Origin of the sequence: Halopelagius inordinatus (assembly GCF_900113245.1) — an archaeon.
GTDB lineage: Archaea > Halobacteriota > Halobacteria > Halobacteriales > Haloferacaceae > Halopelagius > Halopelagius inordinatus.
This window is the reverse complement of record NZ_FOOQ01000003.1, coordinates 83,768-106,653: the sequence shown is the minus strand read 5'-3', so window position 1 is coordinate 106,653 and position 22,886 is coordinate 83,768. Positions and strand designations below refer to the sequence as shown.

The window sequence follows — 22,886 nt, the reverse complement described above, 5'->3', positions numbered from 1 at the left end:
TCTGAGCACCATGTGGCCATCATCTCACTTAGCGATCGGTTACCTCCTGTATACGAGCTACTCGCACGCCCGCCTCCGACGGTCCCCGAGCGAGTTCGCGGCGGTGCTCGTCCTTCTTGGAACGCAGCTTCCGGACCTCATCGACAAACCGCTCGCGTTGGTCGGTGTCCTGCCGAGCGGACGAGCGTTGGGTCACTCGTTGCTGTTCGGACTCCCGGTAATCGCGATAGTCGGCGCGGTCGTCTACCGACGGCGGGGCGAGATAACCCCCTCCGTCGCGTTCGGCGTGAGTTACCTCTCGGCGCTGTTCTTCGACGGAGCACAGCAGTTCATCCAGGGGGCGCTCGTCACCGATATTCGCGAAGTGTCGTTTTGGATCTGGCCGCTGACACCCCCCGCCGAGCGGATAGTCGAGCGACTGACCGTGACTCCGACGGTCGAATACGTCGTCGCCAACAAGGCGTCGTGGACCGCGGCCAATCTCCCCACGGGGGAGGACCTAAAGACGCTAATTCGGCTGTTCGAGGTGACGGTCACAGCGGTCGCAATCGGTGTGTGGCTCTTCGATGGAGCGCCCGGATTGAGGACGTTTCGCGAGACGGTATCGTGGGCGCGGGGAACGATCGGAGGCGACGAAGGGAAGTAGTCTGTCGGTCGGAGACGAGACACTGACAGTCAGCGACGGTGACGCCAGCCGACGAGACAGTCGTTACTGGAGGTAGCCGAGGTTCCTGAGGTGGGCTTCCGCCTTCGAATCCAGCTCTTCTTTGTCCTTGCGCTCGTATTGGTCTCCTGTAGACTTCTCGGCGACGATGCGCTTTCGCGGTCCGTTCTCGTGGGCGTGCCACGGGACTTTGACCAGTTCCTCGCAGTATATCCCGGTCGGATGGCCGTACTCTTTGAACGGAACGGGGAAGACTCGGTCGCCGATGAGTTGGCCGTGGTCCGCCGTGACCACCGACCGGCCCGGAAGTGCGTGGAGGAGTTCTTCGACGCTCGGCATGGCGAGTCTGAGATTCTCCATGTACGCGCGCCACAGGTCGTCGTCGGATGCGTCGAGTCCACGCTGCCGCATCTTGCGCCAGACGAGTTCGTCATCGAACTGTTCGGATCCGAACTCGCCGATAAACGGGATGTGGGGCTGGATGAAGTGGACGACGAGTCGCTTCTGGGGGTACTCCTGTTGAATCTCCTGCACGCGCTTTGCCATCCGCTCGGGACGGACGCCCCACTCGCCGACGTCGATAGCGTCCTCCCAGACGTCGACGACGGCGTGCAGGTTGTGGTCTATCTCGTCGTTGAGCACCATGAGCCGATAGAGCATCGACGTCGCCGTGATGTAGACCGTATCGGAGAGGTCGCGTTCGGTCAAGTTGGCCCTCAGAAACTCGATGGTGCTCGCGCCTCTCGAATAGCGGTGACCGAACGTGCCCGGAAGTTCGAACTCGGGGAGGACCCGTTCGAACGCGTCGTGTCGACACGCGTCGAGGATGAGGAGGTTGTCCCAATCCTCGTCGAAGACGTTCGGAGCGTCGGTGTTGTAGTCTCTCGTTCTCCCTCTGGTGTAGTAGAGTCGATTGAGTTCTCGAAGAGCTAATGTAGGATCATCACGCACCTCTCTTAAGTTCGACAGCGAATACGTCATGTAGTCTCTTCTGGGATGTCTGCCAGTAGACAAAAGATTTTGGTTAGTGAGGTTTCAATTTGGAGTACAAACGATGCGTCCCCAGATAGACACAGGATCAGAGAACCAGACTACCGCGGCGGTTCAGAAAGATGACGTATGACGGCGAACCGGAGGCGAAATCGAGCAGGCGGGGATTCCTCGCCGGGTCCAGCGCAGTGGGCATCATCGGGCTCCTCTCGGGATGTAGCTCTATGACGCAACTGACGTCGGGAAATCAAGCGTCGGAGACGGATTCCGAGACCGTCGACGGGTTCGAGAAGTTCGGAAACCGCTGGGTCACGTTCGGCGAGGAGAGCGACTGGGGCCTCCGGTACAACTCCAGCACCAACGAACTCGAGGTCGTTCACAAACCCTTCGGAGCGAACCCGCGACGGAACATCCGCATCGAAGCCGACGAGAACGGCGACAAAGGAGATGTCTACGTCGACGACTCCCTCATCGTCAAGAACGAAGTCGAAGTCTCCGATGGGACAGTTCAGGACCCCTCTTATAACTTCGTCAACCAGAACGATACGGGGCTCTGGCGAGAGGACGGCGGAATCCTGGGCGTCTCGACGGCGGGCGAACCGACAGCGCTGTTCGACAACGGGACGACCCGCGTGGAGGGCGACGTGACGACGACCGGCGAGGTACCCCAGACCGTCTGGGACGGCGCTTCGGGTCACGCACCGAATCTCCCCGCGACGACGGCGACGGCGAGCGGTGACGGGTCGAAAACGACGTTCTCGCTGTCCCATCCCCTCGATACGGCCCCGAGAGTCGCGACGGTGACTCCGTCCTCGGCGGACGCCGCGGGCACGTTCTGGGTGAGCGATAAGACCGACGCGGCCGTCGAGGTGACCTACGGTTCTCCCCCGCCCTCCGGGTCGGAGAACCTCACCTTCGACCTCGTCGTCTCGTTGTGAAACGCTCGTGGCGCGACTGACCGGTCGGTGCGTCCGCACCGGCGCGGCGTGGCGGTCAGTTCCGTCTCGAATCGGACGGTCGCTCTATCTCCTCTAGCACGCGTGCGGCGTTCTCGAGCGCCGTCTGCGCCGTCTCCTCAGAACTCGTCTGCAGCGAGAAGGCGGCGCGCTCGTACGCCTCGGTCAACTGCTGGAGAGCGTTCGCGTTCTCGGCGGCGAGACGCGCCCTGTAGAACTGGACTAGCTCCCAGTGCGTCATCGGAGAGTCGCGGTCGAGGCGGTCCGAGAGCCGACTCCGTACCGCTTCGTACCCCGCGAGGACGGCCGCATCGGTGTCGCCGTTCGACAGGCGTTCGCGGGCGGTCGCCAAGAGCGACGCGTCGTCTCTGCTCGTCTGCGCGGGAACGGGGTCGGGGTCGGGGGTCTCGGGAGAGACCACCTCTCCGCCGTCCGAGTCGCCGTCGCCGAGTAGTCTCCGGAGCCACGACTCCGGCGCGAACCATCTCGCGACCAGGTATCCGAGAACGAGTATTCCGAGGATTGCCAGTACGACGGCCGCCAGGGGAAGAAACCGAGTCACGCCCTGAGAAGCGTCTTGGGCGCGTTCGGGTGGCGCTCCCGTCAGCCGAGCGAACAACGAGTCGATCTGATCGCTGATGAGTCCTCCGAGGCCTCCCGACTCCCCGGATGCCGTCGGCGAGAGTACGACCCGACCGCTCGCAGATTCGAGGTTCTCCCCCGCGCCTGCGTACGTCGCCGTGACCACTGCGGTATCCGAGGCGGTCACGGAAGAGGGGAGGTCGACGTCCGCCGAGAAGCGGCCGTCCGGTCCCGTCTCGACCTGTCCGACGGTCGAACCGTTGACGGATATCTCCACCTCGCGCCCGGCGACGAAACCGACCTCCGTCTCCAGTTGCCCCTCTATATGGGCGACGCGTCCGCCGGTTCGGTTGCCGTCGAGAGTGAGCCTCGTCGCCATCGACTCGACTCGAACCGGCGCGGACGCGTTATCCGCAGAGAGTGCGCGTCCCGCGAACGGTAGTTCCGCGACGGTTCGGGCGTCACCCGCGGAGACGTTCACCGGGACGGAAGTGGTGAGCGAGTACCCGCCCGTCTCGTTCGTTCGGACGGTTCCCAGACGCGCGCCACCGAGAGAGACCGCGACCGGAACGTCGTCGACTCCCCGTCCGGCGGCTTCGACGCGCCCCGAGACGGTGAGAGTGTCGTTGAACCTGACCGTCGAAGGGCGGTTAGTCACGGTCACCGTCCCCTCGACTCCGGTCACGTCGACGCTGATTCGGTCTCTCGACCCGCCGTACAGCGAGGCGTTCGTCGGGACGTACGTCACGTTCCACTCCGACGGGCCGACGAGTTCGGTCGTGGGTCGGTACTCGAACGAGAACCGCCCTCGGGCATCCGTCTGAGTCGCCACGGTTCCGTTTCCGACGTCGAACGTCGCCCGTCGGTTGGACACCGGCGTCCCGTTCTCGCTCAGCAACTGCCCTTCGACGACGAGCGGTGAACTGAACGAGCCGTCCGGTTCGGTCGCCTCGGCGGAGAGGGTGGTCGCGACGAGTTCCGCATCGCGAATCGCCGAGGCCGTCGTAGCGGTATCGTTCTCTATCTCGACGACCGCATCGCTGGCCTCCGACAGGTTACCGCTGGTCTCGTTGGAGAACGCGTCGTAGTTGCTCGTGGCGCGGTTCCCGGTTTGGTTTATCCTGCGACTCTGTTCCACGAGCCGGTGTGCGAGTTCGCGGGCCCGTCGGGAGTTGCCCTCCGCCTTCGCCTCTTCGTACTCGTCTTCGAGTTCGCGGAACGTCTCTACCTGCTCGGCGAATCTCTTTGCGTTCTGTCGCGTTTGGCTGAGGGTCTCGTCGGTTCTCTCGGTGGACGTGTCGCCGGATTGTCTCTGTACTTCGACGTACCGACCCGCCCACTCCGGGTAGTCTCGGTCGAGTCGGCGACAGGCGTAGGAGCTACCGTTTCGCACCTGTTCGGTGCAGTCGAGGACTGCCCCCGACATCCGATTGGCGAGCCACCTCTCTACGTCTTCGAGGTCGTCCGAACCGCTCGCGTTCCGCGGATTCTCGTGGACGACGGTCGAGTTGTTCCCCTGAGCCGTCTGCTCCGGGCGTTCCGTGGTCTGCTGCGGAAACACCCCACGGTCGCCGTCTGACCCGGCGACCGACGCGGCACCGGCGGGAACCACAGCGTAGACGAGTGAGAGTACCACTAACAGACAGACGGAGATCGCTACGACGCGTCCCTGTACTCGATCCCGGGGCACGACAGTATCATATCGAGTGACAGATTTAACTTATTCTTTCTCCTATCCTGAACGTCTCCGCCACCGTTCGTCCCGACTGCGTCCACCTGTCAGCCGTACCAACAATATTTACGTCACCCAGCAGAGTACTATTCACAGAATGCGCGCCACGACCCGATTTTGGGGCAGCGTCGCCCTCGGGGGGACGTTGACCGCTCTCGCACTCCTCCTCGACCGGCCGGTGTCGCTCGTGGGCGCCGCGGGCATCGGTGCGTGGCTCCTCGCGCGCCAGTCTCGGTTCGATAGGCGGACGCGACGGACGATGAACGACCTCTCGGTCTCTCAGACGAGTTCGCGCGAGCGTGTCGTGAAGGACGAACCGTTCGCGGTGACGGTGGAAGCCGCGCTCGACCGTCCATCACCGCTCGACGTGGAGATTCGATGTGACCCGGCTGTCAGCGTCTCCGGCGTCTCCGACGACGAACGGCGGTGCGAACTGTCGCGCGGCGAACGGAGCGCCACGACGACGATGACGGCGTCCGGAACCGTCGCCGGTCGGGTCACGTTCGGCCGCCCCGAAATACGACTGACCGACCCGTCCGGCCTGTTTTCGAAGTCGCTCGTCGCGGGTGAACCGGTCGAGGTCCACATCGAGCCCCGTACGCCGAGGCAGTTGCACGTCGGGGCGGGCGGAGAGCAACTGACGATAGGGTACGGCGAACGCGACACCATCCACATCGGGAGTGGCCAAGAGTCCACGGGGGTACGCGAGTACGTCCCGGGCGACGAGATGCGACACATCGACTGGAAGGCGACCGCCCGACTCAACCACCCGCACGTCCGAGAGTACGAACAGCAAACGCCGCGGCGGACTGCGCTCCTCGTCGACCATCGGGCGTCGATGGGAGTCGGCCGGCCCGGCGAACGAAAACTGGATTACGCGCGGGACCTCGCGCTCTTACTCCTCAGAGACGCCAGAGCGCACGAGGACCCGGTGAGCCTGTACACCGTCGGCGACGAGGGAGTGACCGCCCAACAGGAGTTCGGCACTGGCACCGAACACTACAACGAGTTGAGACGGCGTCTGCTCGACCTGACGCCGACTTCGAATCCCGAGGCGGCGGACGGCGACCAAGAGACCCTCACGCACACCGCGCGGGCGCGTCGGCTCGCCGACCGGTTCGCCGAGGGGACGACGCCGTTCGACCGGACGCTCCGACCGTACGTCGCAGAGCGGGACGCCTACGTCCGCCGACTGGGAACCCAACCGCTGTTCTCTACGGTTCAAGCGCACGCGGCGACACTTCGAAGCTCGACGTGGACGATACTCGTCACCGACGACTCGGACCGCGCAGGTCTGCGCGACACCGTGAAACTCGCGCGGCGGGGCGACGGGCACGTCGCGGTGTTCGTGACGCCGACGGTCCTGTTCGACGGCGCGCGGTCCGCCGACCCGAAGTCCGCGTACCGACGGTACCGGGAGTTCGAACAGTTCCGACAGAAGATCGCGAACATGGACGGCGTCACCGCGTTCGAGGTCGGACCGGGTGACAGAATAGAGGCGATTCTCAGTGTCGGTCGGAACGCAAGCGGGCGACCGACCGACGGAACGGGACGGCGTCGCGCCGGAGGTGTTCGGTAGATGTCCGCCCGCGTTCGGTCGTTGTTCGAATCGGAGACGGACGCCGGTCTCTCGTCGTGGCCGTCGACGGCGCTGGAGTGCCTCGGCGTCGGAGTCGCGGCGTCGGCGCTCGTACTCGGCGGCGGGGTGAGCGGAGTCATCGCGGCGGCGGGACTCGTCGTCGTCTGGGTCGTCCTCCCCGTCGAGTACGCGTTCGCGACGGGACAGGTCGCACTCGTCGTCGGCACCGAACCCCTGGCGTTGGGACCGTTTCTCGGGGTCGAGGCGGGGTTGGGTCTGCTCGTCGCCGGGTCGCTCTGGACGGCGGACGAGTCACCGGCGGTGAGCGCGGCTTGGCTCCTCGCGTACGTCGGCCTCGGCGGCGGCGTCTGGTACGTCGCGTCTGAAGGCAATCGACTCTGGTACGCCGCCGCGGGCCTGTGGGTCGTCGTCGCCGTCAGCGCGTACGTACTGCACAGGCGCGAACACGTCAGATTCGGGCCGACGGAGGGAGAACACCACCAATGAGCTTGACCGACGAGCGGGCGACTGAGCCGCCCGCAGACGGACGAAGCGAATCGAACGACGACAACGGAAGCAGGCCCGACGACCCGGCTACCGGCGACGAACGGGAGCGGCGGCTCGAAGAGTTACGCGCCGAGAACGAGCGACTCAGAGAGGACTACGCCCGCGGAAAACGGCTCCAGCACCGACAGACGGCTATCGCGTTGCTGGGCGTCGGGTTGGTCGGCATCGCGGCGGGTATCACGTTCCCCTCGGCGCGAACCGTCCTCCTCGCTCTCGGTTCGACCGGCGTCTTCGGCTCTATCCTGACGTACTTCCTCTCGCCGGATACGGTCATGCCCGCGACCGTCGGTCGGTCGGCGTACGACGCGGTCAGAGAGACCGGTTCGACCATCCGAGACGAACTCGGCCTCGCGGACGTGGCGGTGTACGTCCCCGTCGACTCGGTGGCCACCGAGACGAGAGCGCCAGTCCGCCTGTTCGTTCCGCAGTCGCCGGAGTACGACCTACCGTCCGACGACGACCTCCGTTCCGCGTTCGTCGTTCCCGAGGACGGTCGACGCCGCGGTGTCGCTTTCACTCCGACCGCCGGGCGGATGCTCGCGGAGTTCGAACGGACTCGCTCCGCCCAGGCCGACCTCCGACTCGACACGCGGGTCGCTCAACTCTGCGACGCTCTCGTCGAACAGTTCGAGTTACTTCGCGCCGCAGACGCGGAACTGGACGAGGAGATGCAGCGGATTACCGTCGGCGTTACCGGCGTCAGCTATCCGAATACGACGGGGTTCGACCATCCGGTCGCGTCCTTCCTCGGCGGCGGGTTAGCGTGCGGGCTGGAAACGCCGGTGACGGTCGAGGTAGAACGAGTCGACGATGGGGAATCCGACGTCCTGATTACTTGCCGGTGGTGAACGCGACAGCCGTACCGAACGCAGTCCCGCCCCGTCGGGCTATTCGTCACCGTCGGCGTTCGGATGCTCTCCGCCGTCGCTGACGGCTTCGGCCGACGGCGCTACGTCGTGCGTCGGAGGCGTGACCGCGCTGACTGCGTCTCCGACGACCGAGCGAGAGTCCAAGTCGCTGAGTTCGGCGTCCGTACTGAGCACGATTCGGTGGGCGAGGACGGGTTCGGCCAGGGCTTTCGGGTCGTCGGGGATGACGTAGTCTCGCCCTTCGACGGCGGCCCGCGCCTTCGAAGACGAGAGGAGGTGAATCCCCGCGCGGGGGGACGCGCCGTGCGCGGTGTCGGTGCTGTCTCTGGTCGATTGGACGATATCGAGGATGTAGTCTCGGATCGACGGGTCGACGTGAACGTCCCGTACCGTCGCTCTCGCAGCGTAGATGTCGTCGGCGGAGACGACCTGTCTGATCAGGTCGGGCCGCAGGTCGGGCGTCTCGTCGAAGCGTTCCAACAGTGCGCTCTCCAGTTCGCGTTCGGGTATATCGACGTCTATCTTGAGTTGAAACCGGTCGAACTGCGCTTCCGGGAGGGCGAACGTTCCGTCCATGTCGATGGGGTTCATCGTGGCGACGACCATGAACGGTTCCGGGAGCGGGTACGTTTCCCCCTCGATGGTCACCTGTCCCTCTTGCATCGCCTCGAGAAGCGCGCTCTGGGTCTTCGGCGTCGCGCGGTTTATCTCGTCTACGACGACGAGATTCGAGAAGATCGGTCCGCGCTTCGTCTCGAATTCGCCGGTCGTCTCGCGATAGATGGTCGTTCCCGTGACGTCTGCGGGCATGAGGTCCGGCGTCATCTGGATGCGCTGGAAGTCTAACCCGAGCGTCCGCGCGAACACCTCCGCGATGGTGGTCTTAGCGACGCCCGGAACGCCTTCGAGGAGAACGTGCCCGCCGGTGAGTAGCGAGACGGTGAGTTCCTCCAACACGGACTCGTTTCCGACGAGGACGGTCGCGGCTTCGTCGCGAATCGCCGTGTACAGGGTATCAGGTTCGTCCATGGTAGGGATAATTTGAGTGCGTGAAGATAATCATCTTATTTATTTGTAATTTCGGGTCTAGAGTAGATCCGCGGCGAGAGGACGCCACGGACCACTCGTGGCTCGCTCTACACGTTCGGCCGTGTTAATCGTCTCGGCGCTTCCGGCTCACAACCGCGATGGCTGCGATGCTCCCGAACCCCACGAGTGCGCGGAGCAGTTCCGACTGTCGGACGGCGACGGCCGCGGCGGTGAACGGCGGGAGCTCTCCTTGGTGAGAGTAGTCGAGGACGAGCGTCTCGTGGCCCGAAAAGAGCGACCGAGCGAACTGTTCGTTACCGGGGCGTTCGAGCATCGCGTTTATGAACACGCTCGGGTCAGAGACGACGACGACGCGGCCGTCGCCGACCGTCTCGAGCGTCACGAGGGGATAGGAGGTCATCGATTCGGTGCCGTCCAGCGAGCCGTTCCGATTCGTGTCGAGATACGAGAACCCGGAGCTGTTCACCAAAACGCGCGATTCGTTCGGCCGAAGCGCGGTTCCGTGGTTCAGCGTGAGTTGCGACGTCTCGCCGGTCAGAGGGTGTTCCTCCACGTCGGAGGCGACCACGATGTCGGGCGACCGGTAGTACCGGCGTTCGTCTCTGAGGAGTCGGCCGTCGATTCTCGTCTGAACGCCCAACTCGTCGAGAAGCGGATTCGTGTGCGGGCCGAAGTCCTCTGCGACGACGAGCGTCCCGCCCGCCCGGACGAACTCGCGGACGTCTTCGGCCTCCGCCGACGTGTAGGGTCTGTCGGGCGAGAGGATGACGGCGACACTCGACGTCGGATTCGCCTCCGCGTACTCGCTCGTGTTCGTGGCGACCATCGTCTCGACATCGACCGCCGACGCTTGGTCGCGGAGCGACGACGTCCCTTCCCACGCCGGGTTGTACGCGCCGAACGCGCTCGTGGACGTACTCATCAGAACGCCGACGGAGAGTAACGTGAGCAGTATCAACACGACGAGAAGCGCACGCGGCAGGTCGACGTCCGAGAACCGAACCATTCAGACATCCCTCTCGGAGAGTGAGTCGATCCCAGCGGACGAGTCGTCGATTCGGGGCCTGCACCACCGCCGACCGAGGAGAACCGCGAGTAAGCGCGGGACTCCGCAACTGCGTGAAAGATATCGGCGCTCGGTGCCCATACTCCGTTCCACGAACTGACACCATTAGAATCTACTGTCTACAGGCTGAGCAGGCCGAGTGCCTCGGGGCTTGACCCCGAAGCGGTTCACGTCGTCCTTCGCGTTCCCGTTCTCCGCCCGTTTCGGGGATCGAACGGGTACTAGTGACTGACCGTGGTCGAACGGTTACGGAGATAGTTCGCGCTCCTTCGACGATGTTCACGGGGACGGGGTGAAGCGAGGTGGAGAACGGCCAGAGCGCTATCGGATGCATTCGGTCGTCGGTCACCCGTCAATCTCGGTGACGACTAACGGGGGATGTTCGAACGACGCCTAGGCGCGTCGATGACCGCCACTTGGCGAGAAATAACGGGAGAGGAGCCACACGAGGAAGGCGACGCCGACGAACGCGAACTGTACGAGGATGTACGAACTGAACTCGAAAGCCGCGAGATGTTCGATAAACGAGCTATCGTTCGGATACGGCGGCGAAGGCAGTAGCGGCCAGACTAGATACGTCGTCCACCGGAGTTGCTCGACGTCACCGCGAAGCAGTCCGAAGATCACGTTCGGACCGAGGTCGGCCAAGCAGTGAGAGACGTATCCGACTCCGAACGCCACTGCCGCTTCCTCGCGACCGCGTCGTCGTCCCACCCAGTACGCGACGCCGATTATCACCGAAGCGGTGATAAGCGAGTGAGCGAGCGAACGACCGGACGGGAGGACAGCGAAACTCCACGCGAGAGGTTTGTCCACCAGGTCCGGGAACTGACTCCCCAAGCCGACAGCCAACAGCGCAAGCGACGTTTGCCTCCCTTCGCCGCGTAGCCTCACGAGAGCGGTGTAGCAAAGATAGCCGACTGCGAGGTGTCCCCAGGGCCACATTATCTTCTCTCAAAGACGGCACGACATGAATACCTACGCCAAGCGGGCAAACGAGGAACGGGGAGGTGGTCGCCTCGGATTCGGTCTCGATTCACCAGTCGCCGACGAGAGTCGCGAGACCATCACCTAGCGAGACGGTCGGTTCGTAACCCAACTTCCGGTTCGCGCGGGCGACGTCGGCGCGACTGTGTCGGATATCGCCCTCGCGGGGGTCGGTGTGAACGATAGGAGACTCCGACCCCACGGCCGCCTTCACCTCTTCGGCGAGTTCGCGTATAGTGACGGAGGTTCCCGTGCCGACGTTGTACGCCTCGCCGACGTCGTCCGTCGTCGCGGCGAGGAGGTTCGCTTGGACGATGTCCTCGACGTGGACGAAATCCCGCGTCTGTTCGCCGTCGCCGTAGACGGTGAGTGCCTCGCCAGCGCGCGCCTGTTCGAAAAACGCGTCGATGACGCCCGAGTAAGCGCCCGCGGACTGCCCCGGGCCGTAGGCGTTGAAATACCGGAGCGCGACCGTATCCACCCCGTACAGGTCGTGATAGCAGCGCGTGTAGTGGTCGATGGCGAGTTTGTCGATGCCGTACGGGGACATCGGGTCGGTCGGTTCTGACTCCTCTATCGGCGTACTCGTCGGCGGGCCGTATATCGCCGCACTCGACGCGACGACGACGCGCGCGTCGTGCGTCCGCGCCGCTTCGAGCACGTTCAGCGTCCCATCGACGTTCACGTCGTGGCAGGGAATCGGCGTCTCGACGGACTGAGAGACGTCGACGACAGCCGCTTCGTGGAAGACGACGTCACAGCCTTCGACGGCCGCCGCGACGGCGTCGGCGTCTCGGATGTCGGCTTCGACGACGTCACACGAGGGCGGAACAGTCGTTTTGGCGCCGGTCGAGAAGTCGTCGAGGACGGTGACGCTGGCGTGGTCCGCGAGCGTATCGGCGATGTGACCGCCGATGAACCCCGCGCCGCCGGTGACGAGGACCGACGCTCCATCTAGTTCTGATCCGAAACGCATACCGACTAGACAACTCACGAACACTTCCGTGTTTAGAGAATTTCCCCGCCCTGCGAGTCGCTCTCAAAATTCTGGATTCGTCGGGTCCTACCAGACGCATCTCGTCGCGGTACGACTCGCTCACCGGTACCACGGATTCGAAGGTTTACGCCACCGACGACGGAGAGCTGTATCCACCCCCGTTCGCCTACCGAGAAGAGTAGACCTACGAGGGTCCGACCACGTCGGCTTCGAGGACGCCGATACCGTCGACTTCCGCACGAACGTGGTCTCCGTGTTCGATGACGCCCGCGCCGGGCGTGCCGGTGGAGATGAGGTCTCCCGGTTCGAGCGTCATCACGCGAGAGTGAAACGAGACGAGTTCGTCCGGGGGGAACAACATCCCGTCGAGGTCGTTCTCGGCGACCACCTCGTCCTCGACGACGGTCCGAACCGTCACGTCCGCGAGTCGGTCGAGCGTCGCCGGGGCAGAGAGCCACGGGCCGACGACGATGGCGGTGTCGAAACTCTTCGCGCGCGTCAGAAAGCGCGGATTCTCCTCTAAAACGTCCTCGCAGGTCATATCGATCACGGGTACGAACCCGGCGACGACGTCGCCGAACTCGTCGCGGCCGACGTCCGAGCAGGCTCGGCCGATGACGACGCCCAACTCAGCCTCCGCGGTGACTCGGTCGCTCCACGCCGGGAGTCGAATCGGCCCGCCCGGCGCGGTGAGGGCGGTCCGCGGTTTCATGAAACTCGCCGGCGCGTTCGGCCGCATCTCGGAGAGGTCGGCCGCGTGGTCGGCGTAGTTGAGTCCGATTCCCCAGAGTTTCCCCGGGTCGAACGGCGCGCCGAACGTCAGCGACTCGCCCGGGACCCGTCGCGCGGGAGCGCTATCGACGTCGACGTCCGCGAGGGAATCGCCGCGCGAGGACAGCACCTCGGTCACGTCGTCGACGCCGGGAACGGCCGATTCGAGCGGGACGAACCCCGCGTCGTCGCCCACCCACGAACGCCCATCCACGGTGCGCGCGAACCGTCGGTCGGTCCCCATCTACTCCTCTCCCTCGTCTTCTCGGTCGGTCCAGAAGTCGAATCCGCGCCCCGGCGCGAACACGTCCAGGCCGACGGCGCGTTCGTCGCCGGTGTTCTCGACGCGGTGCGGTTCCCACGCGTCGAGGTGTACGGAATCGTGCTTCCGAAGGGTCACCGACTCGCCGTCCTCGGTGTACAGCGTCAACTCGCCCTCCAGACACAGACAGACCTGCTCGTTCTCGTGGTCGTGCATCGGCGAACTGTGCCCCGGCGGTTTCTCGAACCACTCGAAGGTGAACGCGTCGCTACCGGCGAGAGAGGCGCGCATCCACCCCTCGTCGGGTTCGTACGTTTCTGCGTCGTCGAAGGGAACGTAGTCCATACGGGGTAGTCTGCGTCGTCCGAGAAAAGTGATTCCGAACACCCACGCCGCCGCTTCCGGCGTCCCTCTCGGTCGGTGGTCGCTCGCGTCAGTCGTACACGAGCGCGTACAGTACCGCACAGAGTCCCGCGACAGTCACGACGCCGCGGGTGAGTAGAACGACGCCGTCTCCGGCACCCACCTGCTCTGCGACGGTGACCGCCAGAAAGACGCCGGCGGTCAAGAGGGCGATGCCGACGGCGAGCAACCGCATCTTCGGCGCGTCGTTGCGCCGGAATCCCCGGTAGGCCAGTGCGGCGACGAACAGACCGACGACGGCCGTCACCGCGCGCGACGCCCACGCGATGCCGTCGGGGGTCAGCAGGTCGGCGACGAGGGGAGCGAACGCGCTCACTGCGACCCACTCCCGTAGACGGCCCACAGGATGGACCCCAAGCCCAGTAGTTCGCTCCCGCTCACGAGAACGGAGCGACCGACGACGCCGAGACCGGTGACGGTCGGGAGTCCGATTCGGAGGAGTTCCGGCACGGTCGTCAAAAAGAGCAGTCCCACCGCCAGACCCAGCACCCTCGCGTTGCCGGCGGTGCGGCGGTACCCCCGAGCGAGTTGCACCGCGATGCCGAGAGAGAGCGCGATAGAGAGAAGCGAGAGTCCGATGACGGCGACCGCTACGGAGAGGTCGGTCCCGGTCGCGCGCAGTTGGAGTAGCGTCCAGACCATCTCAGGACAACCTCCCGAACAGGTCGGTAAAGCGGTCGGCCGGGTTCTCCGACGAGCGAGTTACCGTCACGTTGTACGTCCCGTCGTCGAACGTGACGGTCACGTCTTCGACGGTCGCGACGTACCGCTTGTAGTGGTGGCCGTCGGGGTCGATCACCTGCCGTTCTGTCACGAGGTCGGCCGCCTGTAGTCTATCGAGACGGCGGTACGCGGTCGGTTCCGACATCTCACAGGCGGCACAGAGGTCAGAGGCGGACATCGGTTCGGTGGTGAGTTCGGCGAGGATGGCGCGAGCGTACTCGTCGTCGAGTAACGCGAGGAGTTCATCGTCGCCGTCCTCGTCCATACGTTCTCCCCCGACCGACGAAGTATTAAAAAATCCCCACAGTTTCCGTCTCGGAAGCTCACCCCCGGTCGGTACGTCGGTGTCGGCCGTCAGTCTGGATATGTCCCCCGCTTCGACGACGGCCCGACGAGTATCGACCGCGCTCCGACAGGGGTGGCGGTGGTTCACGTGGCCGGTCTGGAACCGCAGACGACGCCGCCTTCGGGCGCCGGTGCGAGCGATACTACCCCTCGTGATCACGTTTCTCGCCCTCGCCGCGGTTCAGTCCGCGGTGAGAGCGCAGTTCGACCACCCGGTGGTGGAACCGGTCGAGGCCGTCGGGCTTTCCGTCGTCCTCGTCGGCGGCGTCCTCGTCAGTGCGAGACTGATAGACAGACGGCCGGTCGCCGAGTACGGTCTCTCGTTCGACCGTCGGTGGTGGCGGTCCGTCGCCGTCGGCGGAGCGATAGCGACGGCGGTCAACGCCGGTTCGTCGGCCGCGATGCTGGCGACCGGATGGGCGTCCGTCGCGGGGTTCGCCGAAGGGTCCGGGTCGCTCCCGTTCTGGCCCGCGATGGTCGTGGTGTTCGCCTACCTCGCAGTCGCGGCATCTTGGGAGGAGTTCGTCCTCCGCGGGACGATGCTGAAGAATATCGCCGAGGGCAGCGACGGCTACGTCCCGCGGTGGGCGGCCGTCGGATTCGCCGTGCTCGTCAGTTCACTCGTTTTCGCCTTCCTGCACGGCGGAAAAGTCACCCACATCGGCCAGTACGGGTACTACGTGGTCGCCGGCGTCGTTCTCGGCGTCGCGTACGTTCTGACCGGCGAACTCGCCCTCTCGATCGGATTTCACGCGTGCTACAACTTCACCATGAGCGCGGTGTTCGGACTCGGCGTCACCCAACAGACTCCGGAACTCGTCGTCCTCGACATCGTCGGACCGACTCGGTGGGTGGGCGAAGAGGGACTCGTCCATCTGCTATTCGCCGTCCTCGGCGGGGTGTGTTTGATCGCGTACGTCCGCCATCGTGACGGGTCCCTCCGACTCGACGGCGGTGTGACGCGGTGGACGCCGATATTCGACCGAGAGACCGCCCACGAATCGTCCAGGGAGTAAAAGTACAGAGACGGGAGAGACAGCATCCCCTCCATGTTCGGAAGTCTCTCCGGCTGGTTCGAATCGAAGCCCGTCCAACAGCAGATACTCGTTCTCGCCGCCGTCTTCGACCCGTTCGGGTTCGGGGCCGGCTATCTGCTCGCGCCCTCTCTGGGCGTCGACCCACTGATGGGTGGAGCGTACGGCCTCGTCGCCGCGAGTCTCCCGATGTCGCTGCTCGTTGCGCGGCAGGGGTCCCAACCCAGAGTCTGAGTGGAGAACCGGCCATAGCCCGGACGACGCCCGAAGCGCGTCTGGTCGATCTCCCTCACCGGTGCGATAGAGAGCTAACGATGCAGTCGCTGGGAGCGACGACAGCCCCGTCCGAGACGTGCTCCGCCGACCGAAGTAGAAGTCCTTAGATTTTTGACTCGATGGGCGGTCGGCGCGCCCGGATGGTCGGCGGATGTGTCTGTTCAGTATTAGAATTATATCGACATATACGAACGTGAAGTGTTTGGATCACCCTATTCAGTTGAAAAGTTACTGCTTAGTGCTGTGAATAGATATCATACTAGAATACCTGAGCAATTGACTGTTGGGAGAAAATACGAAGAAATATGTCTCAGTCTCGGTCGATGCGGTCAGCGGACCGTGTACCCGCCGTCGAGAACGACCGTCTCCCCGGTCATGTACGCCGACGCATCGCTGGTGAGATACACCGCCGTCGGACCGAGCATCTCCGGCGTCGCCATCTCGTCCATCAACATCTCGCCTTCCCACGTTTCGACGGCGTTCTCGGCGACCTGTGCGCCCTGGTCCGCGTTGTCGGTGGCGACGTACCCCGGCGCGAGGTTGTTCACGCGGATACCGTACTCGGCCCACTCCGAGGCGAGTTGGTTCTTGAACCCCTCCAACCCGGCCTTCGAGGCGTTGTACGCCACCTGTCGCTGCGGGTAGTTGGCGATGAACGCGGACATAGAGGAGACGTTCAGGATGACCCCGCCGTCGTCGTCCATCATCTCGCGACCGGCCGCGCGCGAGCAGATGAACGTCCCCGTGAGGTTCGTCTCGATGACCGTCGACCACTCGTCGAGCGACATCGTCTCGATGGCTTCGTGGACGACGATTCCGGCGTTGTTTACCAGTACGTCTATCCCGCCGAACCGTTCGACGGTGGCCTCGACCGTCGCCGCGACGGCGTCCTCGTCGGTCACGTCGCACTCCGCCGCGAGCGTATCGGCTCCCGTCGCGTCGGCAATCTCCTCGGCCGCCGCCTCTCCCGACTCTCCGTCGCGGTTCGCGACGACCACGTTCGCGCCCGCCTCCGCGAGAGCGTTCGCGATGGCGCGGCCGATGCCGCGATTTCCGCCGGTCACTATCGCCGTCTGTCCGTCTAAGTCGAACGCGTCGAGTACTGTCACGCTAGCACTACCGGCAGAGACCGACAAAAACCTTCGTCCCAGGTCAGTCGTCGAACGTGATCATCCCTTTGACGACGTCGGGCCGCATCGCTCGTTGGAACGAGTCGTCGATATCGTCGAGTGACGACTCGAAATCGACGATGCCCGCCACGTCGACGGCGTCGTCTTCGAGGAGGCCGATAGCCGCGTCGTACGTGTTCTTGTAGCGGAACGACCCGTGAACGTCGAGTTCGTTGTCGATGACGTCGAGGACGTCGAACGGGACGTTCGCTTCGTCCGCGAGTCCGACCAACACGACGGTGCCGCCGCGACGGACGACGTCGATGGTCGATCGTATCGACGGTTCCGCACCGGATGCCTCGATGACGACGTCGGCACCGACGCCGTCGGTGTACTCCTCGACTGCCGCTTCGAGGTCGGTCTCAGCGACGTTGACGGTCAGGTCGGCACCGCGTTCGCTCGCGAAGTCGAGTTTCTCCGAGACGACGTCGGTGACGATGACGTCCGTCGCGCCCGCGGCGAACGCCGTCTCCATGATCATCAGTCCGATCGGACCCGCACCGGTGACGAGAACGGTGTCACCGGTCCCCACGCCGCCCCGCCGGCACGAGTGGATACCGACCGAGAGCGGTTCGCAGAGCGCCCCCTCCGTCGTCGAGACGGACTCCGGTAGCTTGTACGCGAAGTCGGCTGGCCACGAGACGTACTCCGCGAACGCGCCGTCGTGCGGGGGCGTCGCCATGAACTCGACGTCCTCACAGAGGTGGTAGTCACCTCGCTTGCAGTGGGCGCACCGGCGACAGGGGACGCCGGGTTCGAGGGCGACTCGGTCACCGGGCGCGAGAGCGTCAACGTTCTCGCCGACTTCGACGACTTCGCCGGCGCTCTCGTGCCCGAGAACCAGGGGGTCTTCGACGACGTAATCGCCGATTCGACCGTGTTCGTAGTAGTGAACGTCGGACCCGCAGATGCCGACGTCCCGAATCGCGACGAGTACGTCGTCGGGGCCGGGGGAGGGGTCCGAGCGCTCTCGAATCTCGAATTCGGTGGGTTCGACCAGTACGGCGGCTTTCATACGCGTTTCAACGCGGGGTACTCACAAAAACGTACGGGTGGGTCCGATTCGCGGCGGCAAGGCGTTCGACGGATGCCACAGTGCGGTTCTCTCTCGTTCGCGACGAACGCCGCGGAGACGTTCGTCCTATGCGAATTGAAATTGATCGCACCCGGGAAGAACCGTCGCACCCGGACGAAACGCCGGTAGTGCCCCCCGCGTGGGACTTCGACGGCCGCGGCCGCACCAGTCGGAGCGTGATGTCCGTGAGAGGGGGCGCTCTCGGCGCTTCAGAGAATTACAGTTATAGAGATGTAATGCCTATTGGAGAGTCGAGTTAGAGAACGAACGGGAAACAGCTAGAATCGGGTGATTGAGGGCCCTCTGGCGGACGATTACCCGCGTTTCGGGTCTCAGGTGGTACGATGCGGGCATCGCCGACCATCTGATTTTGACAGTGTCAAATATTTGGGGCCGTGAACCCGGATTCCGGCGATGTTCGGGCGCTGTTTCGCTCTCGTCGAGGGACTGAATCGGCGGTGGGTCACCGCGAGAGATTTTTCGCGTCCGAGTTACAACTCTCCGCTGGCGGGGGGCGTCTGGAGGTTGACCTCGATGACGTTCGCCGAGTGGACGACGCGTTCGGGAACGGACTCTGAGAACTGCTCCCCGCGGATTCGACTCGTCGGTGCCGAGAGACTGATCGCCCCGTGGACGACTTCCTCGTGGACGATGGGCGCGGCGATGGCACGCACCCCGGCTATCTGCTCTTCGTCGTTCCGGGCGAACCCGTTTTCCCGCACCTCTTCGAGTTCCTCCCGCAGAGCGTCCTCTTCGAGGATGGTGTTTGGGGTTCGCTCGACGAACTCGTAGTCCGCCAGAATGCTGTCCCTGCGGTCCGGGTCGAGATGCGCGAGAATCGCTTTGCTGGCCGCAGAGCAGTGGAGATTCCGCCTCGGGAACCCTTTGATACGCGTGTAGAGGTCCTCGCCGACGGCGTCGGGTCCGAACTGTTCGTAAAGGAGTATCTCGCGCCCGTGACTCTCGACGACCAGGTGACCGGCTTCCCCCGTCTCCTGTGCGAGTTTGTCCACCTCCGACTTTCCGACCTGATACAGACGAGAGCGCGACCGGACGTACTCGCCGAGTGGGAGTGCGAACAGTCCGACGCCGTACGTGCCGTCTATGGACCGAACGTATCCTTGGTCTCGGAGCGTCGCCAGATAGGTGTGCGTCGTCCCCGGCGACCGGTCGATCTGTTCTGCGACTTCCGTGACTGTCGCGCCCTCGGCGTCCCGGAGCACTTCGAGTATCTCGAACGCTACCTCCACGGATTGAATCCGTCGCGGGCTTCGGTCGTCGGTCATACCACTCGCCTCGGTCCGAACCAGTATAGAGTTTGGCATTGTCAAACACATCCGGAGCTCGGCTGTGTGGGTCTCGGCGCGTCGAAACCGGTAATCGCCGATAGATTTTTTGCCCAGCGACACAGCGTCGTCTACATCACCATGAGTAAGCTGCGTCTCTCTGACGTTACGAAGGTGTACAACGACGTTCTCGCCGTCGAGGAGGTGAACCTGACCGTCCGAGACGGAGAGTTCCTCGTGTTGGTCGGTCCCTCGGGGTGCGGGAAGTCGACGACGCTCCGAATGATCGCCGGACTAGAGACCATCACGGCGGGGACCGTCGAGATAGGCGACGACGTCGTCAACGACGTGCGCCCGCAGGACCGCAACATCGCGATGGTGTTCCAAAACTACGCGCTGTACCCGCACATGACGGTGCGCGAAAACATGTCATTCGGGCTGCGACTCTCCGAGGAGTTCAGCGACGAGGAGATACGAGAACGCGTCGAGGAGGCGGCCGAACTCCTCGAGATTCCGGAACTGCTCGACGAACTGCCGAAGCATCTCTCGGGCGGACAACAGCAACGCGTCGCCCTCGGACGCGCCATCGTCCGCGACCCGGACGTCTTCTTGATGGACGAACCGCTCTCGAACCTCGACGCGAAACTCCGCACGCAGATGCGCACGGAACTCCAGCGCATCCAAGAGGAACTCGGCGTGACGACCATCTACGTCACGCACGACCAGACGGAGGCGATGACGATGGGCGACCGTATCGCCATCCTCAACGACGGCGTACTCCAGCAGATCGCCGAACCCGAGGTGTGCTACGACCGGCCGAACAACGAGTTCGTCGCGGGGTTCATCGGGTCGCCGTCGATGAACTTCTTCGACGTCGACGTCTCGCCGATCGACGACGGTGTCCGAATACGCGGCGACGGTTTCGAGACGACGCTCCCGATAGCTCTCGACGCGGGGGAGTACACTCTCGGCGTTCGGCCGGAGGATTTCACGGTAGTGGACCGAGACGGCCACTTCGAGACGGTCGTCGACGTCGTCGAGCCCATGGGTTCGGACAACTTCCTCTATCTGCATCCGCCCGGAGGCGAGGGAGAACTCGTGGCGCGCGTCGAGAGCACGTTCCGGCCGGAGGTCGGCGACTCGGTCCGTCTGGACTTCGCGGCGACCGACGCGCACTTTTTCGACCGCGACGGCGACCGAGTTTCGCTCGACGACGAATCCGAACCGGTAACCGCAGCCTGAAAACCATGATATACGAGTCCATAGGGTCGAGCAGCGCCGAATGGGCCGGGAAATCCTACCCGGCAATCAGAGAGACAGCGGAAGCCGACGGGTCGCTTCTCGTCGTTCCGGTCGGGAGCGTCGAACAGCACGGTCACCACTTGCCCGTGGCGACGGACACGATTCTCGTCGACGCCGTGGTGCACGGCGGGTCCGAAGCGGCCGGAGAGGACCTCCCGATACTGGTGACGCCGCCGGTCTGGAGCGGGTTCTCGCCGCACCACCTCCCGCTCGGCGGGACGCTGTCGCTCGAACTCGAACACCTCAAGGCGGTCCTCGAAGACGTCGCCCTGACGGGCGTCGAAAACGGGTTCGACGCGGTGTGTTTCGTGAACGGACACGGCGGCAACGCGTCGCTCATAGACGCCGTCGTCAGCACCGTCGGACGGTCGACGGACGCCGAAGTCCTGGGAACGACGTACTTCTCGCTGGCGACGGACGAAATCGAAACCCTCCGGGAGAGCGAGACGGGAGGGATGGCCCACGGCGGCGAGTACGAGACATCGCTGATGTTACATCTCCGACCGGACCTCGTCGCCGAGACGGAGGTGCGACGGGGGACGCCCGGCGACGAACACTACGAGTGGAGCGACGTCGACCTCCTCCACGGCGGACCGCTATCCGTCTACCGCGGCTTCGACGAATACTCCGAAACCGGTGCCATCGGCGCGCCGGAGTTGGCCAGCGCCGAAAAGGGAGCGCGCATCTACGATGTCGTCACGGCGGAACTGGCGGCGCTTCTCGTCGCGATTCACGAGCACAACGCCTGAACCCCTCCACTCGCCCGCAAGTAATAAACGATAATTAACAATCGGTACACTTTAATACTGAGGAGTGGTTGGTTCGTGCATATGCCTAGCATAGAGTCCGATTTGCTCGACGAGAAGAGTATCGGCCGGCGACAGATGCTCGGAGCCCTCGGGTCTGGCGGTATCATCGCCATCACCGGCTGTTTGGGTGGAGGCGACGGGGACGGTAACGGAGGAGACGGAGGCGGCGGAGGTGGCGGAGGCGGCTCCGACCAACAGACCATCCAGTTCCTGACGATGGGCGTCGGGGACAACATCAGGCAGTTCTTCGAGGAGAACAACGCCGCGTTCGAAGAGGAACACGACGTCAACTTGGAGTTCACGAGCGTGACGTGGGACAACGCACAGCAGACGGTCAACAACCGAGTGGACGGCGGCGAAGCGCCCGACGTCGCTCGGTGGCCCGCCCGGTGGATTCCCCAACTCGTCGGGAAGGACGCCCTCGTCCCCATCGACGACCTGATGGAGAGCGACTGGGGCGACCGGTTCTACGACGGGATGGCCGAGGGCTGCACGTACCAAGGAAGCTACTACGGCGCGCCGTGGGCCGCGTCGAACAAGTGCCTCTACTACAACAAGGACGTGTTCGAGGCGGCCGGTCTCGACCCCGAGAACCCGCAACTCGACACGTGGGACGACATGCTCTCGGCGGCACAGCAGATTCGCGACGAGGCGGACACGCCTCCGTTGGGTCTGGCGGGTGCCGACGCGATCGAAACCGGGTCGCAGTACTACCACTACCACTGGTCGTACGGCGCCGACTTGATCGACGACGAGGGGCAACCCGTCGTCAACTCCGGCGAAGCCGTCGATGCGTTGACGTTCTACTCGAACCTCCACTTAGAGCACAACGTCACGCAGTCGTCACCGCTGTCCTCGACTCGCCAGGACATCCGCCAACTGTTCGAAACCGGCGGGCTGGGCATGGTTATCGCTCACGTCTACACCGGCATCAACATCGACGAGGCGAAAGACAGCGGCAACGTCGACTTCGACTACGGCATCGTCCAAGTCCCCGAGGGACCGGGGGGGCGGTACAGCCTGAACACCATCGACGCGGTGTCGATATTCAGCCAGACGGAGGTACAGGACGTTGCCGAGGACCTGCTTCGGTTCTACTTCCAAGAGGACCGCCACTTCGAGTACGCAACCAGCAAGGGGTTCATGCCGACGATGGAGGCGGTGGGCGAGCGCGATTACTTCCAAGACTCCGAGAACTGGGCTCCCTACATCGAAGCCGGGCAGTACGCCCGCGCCCGGCCTAAACTCCCGAACTTCAACGAGTTCAACAACCGGATGGTCCAGGCGATTCAGGAGGCGCTCGGCGACCGAAAGTCCCCGAAACAGGCGCTCGACGACGCCCAATCGGACCTCGAAGACGCGATGGAGTGAT

General features: G+C 64.2%; 24 protein-coding genes. 10 read left to right on the top strand and 14 right to left on the bottom strand.

Going from position 1 to position 22,886, the window contains the following annotated elements; translation table 11 throughout:
* Positions 1 to 10 precede the first annotated feature (10 nt).
* Positions 11 to 646 carry a metal-dependent hydrolase gene (locus tag BM167_RS13160; protein ID WP_092893185.1) on the top strand — a complete coding sequence of 212 codons (636 nt, stop codon included), beginning with the start codon at positions 11 to 13 and terminating at the stop codon, positions 644 to 646.
* A 63-nt stretch (positions 647 to 709) separates the two neighbouring features.
* Here BM167_RS13160 and BM167_RS13155 read toward each other — a convergent pair whose 3' ends face one another.
* Positions 710 to 1,645, bottom strand: coding sequence for a hypothetical protein (locus BM167_RS13155; protein ID WP_092893184.1), 936 nt, complete (start codon positions 1,643 to 1,645; stop codon positions 710 to 712).
* 131 nt (positions 1,646 to 1,776) lie between these two features.
* Between BM167_RS13155 and BM167_RS13150 the strand changes: the two genes are divergently transcribed.
* Positions 1,777 to 2,592: a hypothetical protein gene (locus tag BM167_RS13150; RefSeq protein WP_143095507.1), complete on the top strand. Its 816-nt coding sequence runs from the start codon at positions 1,777 to 1,779 to the stop codon at positions 2,590 to 2,592.
* 55 nt (positions 2,593 to 2,647) lie between these two features.
* Here the strand turns inward: BM167_RS13150 and BM167_RS13145 are convergent, their stop codons facing one another.
* On the bottom strand, positions 2,648 to 4,828 hold the full coding sequence (locus BM167_RS13145) for a HEPN domain-containing protein (protein ID WP_177213370.1): 2,181 nt from the start codon (positions 4,826 to 4,828) through the stop codon (positions 2,648 to 2,650).
* A 193-nt stretch (positions 4,829 to 5,021) separates the two neighbouring features.
* Between BM167_RS13145 and BM167_RS13140 the strand changes: the two genes are divergently transcribed.
* From BM167_RS13140 to BM167_RS13130, 3 genes are read left to right on the top strand one after another with little or no spacing between them, the layout of a single operon-like run.
* Positions 5,022 to 6,503 (top strand): DUF58 domain-containing protein, encoded by a 1,482-nt coding sequence (locus BM167_RS13140; protein WP_092893181.1) that lies wholly within the window; start codon positions 5,022 to 5,024, stop codon positions 6,501 to 6,503.
* Positions 6,504 to 7,010 carry a DUF8163 family membrane protein gene (locus BM167_RS13135; RefSeq protein WP_092893180.1) on the top strand — a complete coding sequence of 169 codons (507 nt, stop codon included), beginning with the start codon at positions 6,504 to 6,506 and terminating at the stop codon, positions 7,008 to 7,010.
* On the top strand, positions 7,007 to 7,918 hold the full coding sequence (locus BM167_RS13130; RefSeq protein ID WP_092893179.1) for a DUF7982 domain-containing protein: 912 nt from the start codon (positions 7,007 to 7,009) through the stop codon (positions 7,916 to 7,918). Before BM167_RS13135 ends, BM167_RS13130 begins: the two co-directional genes overlap by 4 nt.
* Positions 7,919 to 7,957: 39 nt before the next feature.
* On the opposite strand, the gene BM167_RS13125 is transcribed toward BM167_RS13130, so the two are convergent.
* The 9 genes from BM167_RS13125 to BM167_RS13085 all read right to left on the bottom strand — a co-directional run bounded on the left by BM167_RS13125 (position 7,958) and on the right by BM167_RS13085 (position 14,483).
* Positions 7,958 to 8,968 carry an AAA family ATPase gene (locus tag BM167_RS13125; protein ID WP_092893178.1) on the bottom strand — a complete coding sequence of 337 codons (1,011 nt, stop codon included), beginning with the start codon at positions 8,966 to 8,968 and terminating at the stop codon, positions 7,958 to 7,960.
* Between the two features lie 124 nt (positions 8,969 to 9,092).
* A complete protein-coding gene (locus BM167_RS13120; protein ID WP_092893177.1) occupies positions 9,093 to 9,995 on the bottom strand; it encodes a DUF4350 domain-containing protein in 903 nt (300 codons plus the stop codon).
* Positions 9,996 to 10,448: 453 nt separating this feature from the next.
* Positions 10,449 to 11,000 carry a metal-dependent hydrolase gene (locus tag BM167_RS13115; protein ID WP_092893176.1) on the bottom strand — a complete coding sequence of 184 codons (552 nt, stop codon included), beginning with the start codon at positions 10,998 to 11,000 and terminating at the stop codon, positions 10,449 to 10,451.
* A 91-nt stretch (positions 11,001 to 11,091) separates the two neighbouring features.
* The gene (locus BM167_RS13110; protein ID WP_092893175.1) at positions 11,092 to 12,018 is read right to left on the bottom strand and encodes an NAD-dependent epimerase/dehydratase family protein; all 927 of its coding nucleotides are present in this window, start codon (positions 12,016 to 12,018) and stop codon (positions 11,092 to 11,094) included.
* A gap of 205 nt (positions 12,019 to 12,223) precedes the next feature.
* Complete coding sequence (locus BM167_RS13105) at positions 12,224 to 13,054, bottom strand: fumarylacetoacetate hydrolase family protein (RefSeq protein WP_092893174.1); 831 nt, start codon at positions 13,052 to 13,054, stop codon at positions 12,224 to 12,226.
* Entirely contained in the window at positions 13,055 to 13,417 is a 363-nt protein-coding gene (locus BM167_RS13100; protein WP_092893173.1) for a cupin domain-containing protein, read from the bottom strand.
* An 88-nt stretch (positions 13,418 to 13,505) separates the two neighbouring features.
* A complete protein-coding gene (locus BM167_RS13095) occupies positions 13,506 to 13,778 on the bottom strand; it encodes a DUF7521 family protein (protein ID WP_394327243.1) in 273 nt (90 codons plus the stop codon).
* A gap of 29 nt (positions 13,779 to 13,807) precedes the next feature.
* Complete coding sequence (locus BM167_RS13090) at positions 13,808 to 14,137, bottom strand: hypothetical protein (RefSeq protein ID WP_092893172.1); 330 nt, start codon at positions 14,135 to 14,137, stop codon at positions 13,808 to 13,810.
* 1 nt (position 14,138) lies between these two features.
* A complete protein-coding gene (locus BM167_RS13085) occupies positions 14,139 to 14,483 on the bottom strand; it encodes a winged helix-turn-helix domain-containing protein (RefSeq protein ID WP_092893171.1) in 345 nt (114 codons plus the stop codon).
* 232 nt (positions 14,484 to 14,715) lie between these two features.
* Between BM167_RS13085 and BM167_RS13080 the strand changes: the two genes are divergently transcribed.
* A complete protein-coding gene (locus BM167_RS13080; RefSeq protein ID WP_245781364.1) occupies positions 14,716 to 15,579 on the top strand; it encodes a CPBP family intramembrane glutamic endopeptidase in 864 nt (287 codons plus the stop codon).
* 33 nt (positions 15,580 to 15,612) lie between these two features.
* Complete coding sequence (locus tag BM167_RS13075; protein WP_092893170.1) at positions 15,613 to 15,831, top strand: DUF8141 family membrane protein; 219 nt, start codon at positions 15,613 to 15,615, stop codon at positions 15,829 to 15,831.
* Positions 15,832 to 16,202: 371 nt separating this feature from the next.
* Here the strand turns inward: BM167_RS13075 and BM167_RS13070 are convergent, their stop codons facing one another.
* The 3 genes from BM167_RS13070 to BM167_RS13060 form a co-directional block, all read right to left on the bottom strand.
* A complete protein-coding gene (locus BM167_RS13070) occupies positions 16,203 to 16,982 on the bottom strand; it encodes an SDR family NAD(P)-dependent oxidoreductase (RefSeq protein WP_092893169.1) in 780 nt (259 codons plus the stop codon).
* 43 nt (positions 16,983 to 17,025) lie between these two features.
* Positions 17,026 to 18,057 (bottom strand): NAD(P)-dependent alcohol dehydrogenase, encoded by a 1,032-nt coding sequence (locus BM167_RS13065; protein WP_092893168.1) that lies wholly within the window; start codon positions 18,055 to 18,057, stop codon positions 17,026 to 17,028.
* Between the two features lie 551 nt (positions 18,058 to 18,608).
* Positions 18,609 to 19,403 (bottom strand): IclR family transcriptional regulator, encoded by a 795-nt coding sequence (locus tag BM167_RS13060; RefSeq protein ID WP_092893167.1) that lies wholly within the window; start codon positions 19,401 to 19,403, stop codon positions 18,609 to 18,611.
* 141 nt (positions 19,404 to 19,544) lie between these two features.
* Here BM167_RS13060 and BM167_RS13055 point away from each other — a divergent pair, with 141 nt between their 5' ends.
* The 3 genes from BM167_RS13055 to BM167_RS13045 all read left to right on the top strand — a co-directional run bounded on the left by BM167_RS13055 (position 19,545) and on the right by BM167_RS13045 (position 22,885).
* The gene (locus tag BM167_RS13055) at positions 19,545 to 20,645 is read left to right on the top strand and encodes an ABC transporter ATP-binding protein (protein WP_092893166.1); all 1,101 of its coding nucleotides are present in this window, start codon (positions 19,545 to 19,547) and stop codon (positions 20,643 to 20,645) included.
* A gap of 5 nt (positions 20,646 to 20,650) precedes the next feature.
* Positions 20,651 to 21,454, top strand: coding sequence for a creatininase family protein (locus BM167_RS13050; RefSeq protein ID WP_092893165.1), 804 nt, complete (start codon positions 20,651 to 20,653; stop codon positions 21,452 to 21,454).
* Positions 21,455 to 21,535: 81 nt separating this feature from the next.
* Positions 21,536 to 22,885: an ABC transporter substrate-binding protein gene (locus BM167_RS13045; RefSeq protein ID WP_394327242.1), complete on the top strand. Its 1,350-nt coding sequence runs from the start codon at positions 21,536 to 21,538 to the stop codon at positions 22,883 to 22,885.
* Position 22,886 lies beyond the last annotated feature (1 nt).

What these genes read in the sequence shown, in the direction of transcription:
- BM167_RS13055 (WP_092893166.1), top strand. Translation starts at nt 19,545, where the DNA reads ATGAGTAAGCTGCGTCTCTCTGACGTTACGAAGGTGTACAACGACGTT.
- BM167_RS13160 (WP_092893185.1), top strand. Translation starts at nt 11, where the DNA reads ATGTGGCCATCATCTCACTTAGCGATCGGTTACCTCCTGTATACGAGC.
- BM167_RS13110 (WP_092893175.1), bottom strand. Translation starts at nt 12,018, where the DNA reads ATGCGTTTCGGATCAGAACTAGATGGAGCGTCGGTCCTCGTCACCGGC.
- BM167_RS13115 (WP_092893176.1), bottom strand. Translation starts at nt 11,000, where the DNA reads ATGTGGCCCTGGGGACACCTCGCAGTCGGCTATCTTTGCTACACCGCT.
- BM167_RS13125 (WP_092893178.1), bottom strand. Translation starts at nt 8,968, where the DNA reads ATGGACGAACCTGATACCCTGTACACGGCGATTCGCGACGAAGCCGCG.
- BM167_RS13105 (WP_092893174.1), bottom strand. Translation starts at nt 13,054, where the DNA reads ATGGGGACCGACCGACGGTTCGCGCGCACCGTGGATGGGCGTTCGTGG.
- BM167_RS13085 (WP_092893171.1), bottom strand. Translation starts at nt 14,483, where the DNA reads ATGGACGAGGACGGCGACGATGAACTCCTCGCGTTACTCGACGACGAG.
- BM167_RS13130 (WP_092893179.1), top strand. Translation starts at nt 7,007, where the DNA reads ATGAGCTTGACCGACGAGCGGGCGACTGAGCCGCCCGCAGACGGACGA.
- BM167_RS13075 (WP_092893170.1), top strand. Translation starts at nt 15,613, where the DNA reads ATGTTCGGAAGTCTCTCCGGCTGGTTCGAATCGAAGCCCGTCCAACAG.
- BM167_RS13135 (WP_092893180.1), top strand. Translation starts at nt 6,504, where the DNA reads ATGTCCGCCCGCGTTCGGTCGTTGTTCGAATCGGAGACGGACGCCGGT.
- BM167_RS13100 (WP_092893173.1), bottom strand. Translation starts at nt 13,417, where the DNA reads ATGGACTACGTTCCCTTCGACGACGCAGAAACGTACGAACCCGACGAG.
- BM167_RS13150 (WP_143095507.1), top strand. Translation starts at nt 1,777, where the DNA reads ATGACGTATGACGGCGAACCGGAGGCGAAATCGAGCAGGCGGGGATTC.
- BM167_RS13090 (WP_092893172.1), bottom strand. Translation starts at nt 14,137, where the DNA reads ATGGTCTGGACGCTACTCCAACTGCGCGCGACCGGGACCGACCTCTCC.
- BM167_RS13140 (WP_092893181.1), top strand. Translation starts at nt 5,022, where the DNA reads ATGCGCGCCACGACCCGATTTTGGGGCAGCGTCGCCCTCGGGGGGACG.
- BM167_RS13155 (WP_092893184.1), bottom strand. Translation starts at nt 1,645, where the DNA reads ATGACGTATTCGCTGTCGAACTTAAGAGAGGTGCGTGATGATCCTACA.
- BM167_RS13060 (WP_092893167.1), bottom strand. Translation starts at nt 19,403, where the DNA reads ATGACCGACGACCGAAGCCCGCGACGGATTCAATCCGTGGAGGTAGCG.
- BM167_RS13050 (WP_092893165.1), top strand. Translation starts at nt 20,651, where the DNA reads ATGATATACGAGTCCATAGGGTCGAGCAGCGCCGAATGGGCCGGGAAA.
- BM167_RS13045 (WP_394327242.1), top strand. Translation starts at nt 21,536, where the DNA reads ATGCCTAGCATAGAGTCCGATTTGCTCGACGAGAAGAGTATCGGCCGG.
- BM167_RS13120 (WP_092893177.1), bottom strand. Translation starts at nt 9,995, where the DNA reads ATGGTTCGGTTCTCGGACGTCGACCTGCCGCGTGCGCTTCTCGTCGTG.
- BM167_RS13065 (WP_092893168.1), bottom strand. Translation starts at nt 18,057, where the DNA reads ATGAAAGCCGCCGTACTGGTCGAACCCACCGAATTCGAGATTCGAGAG.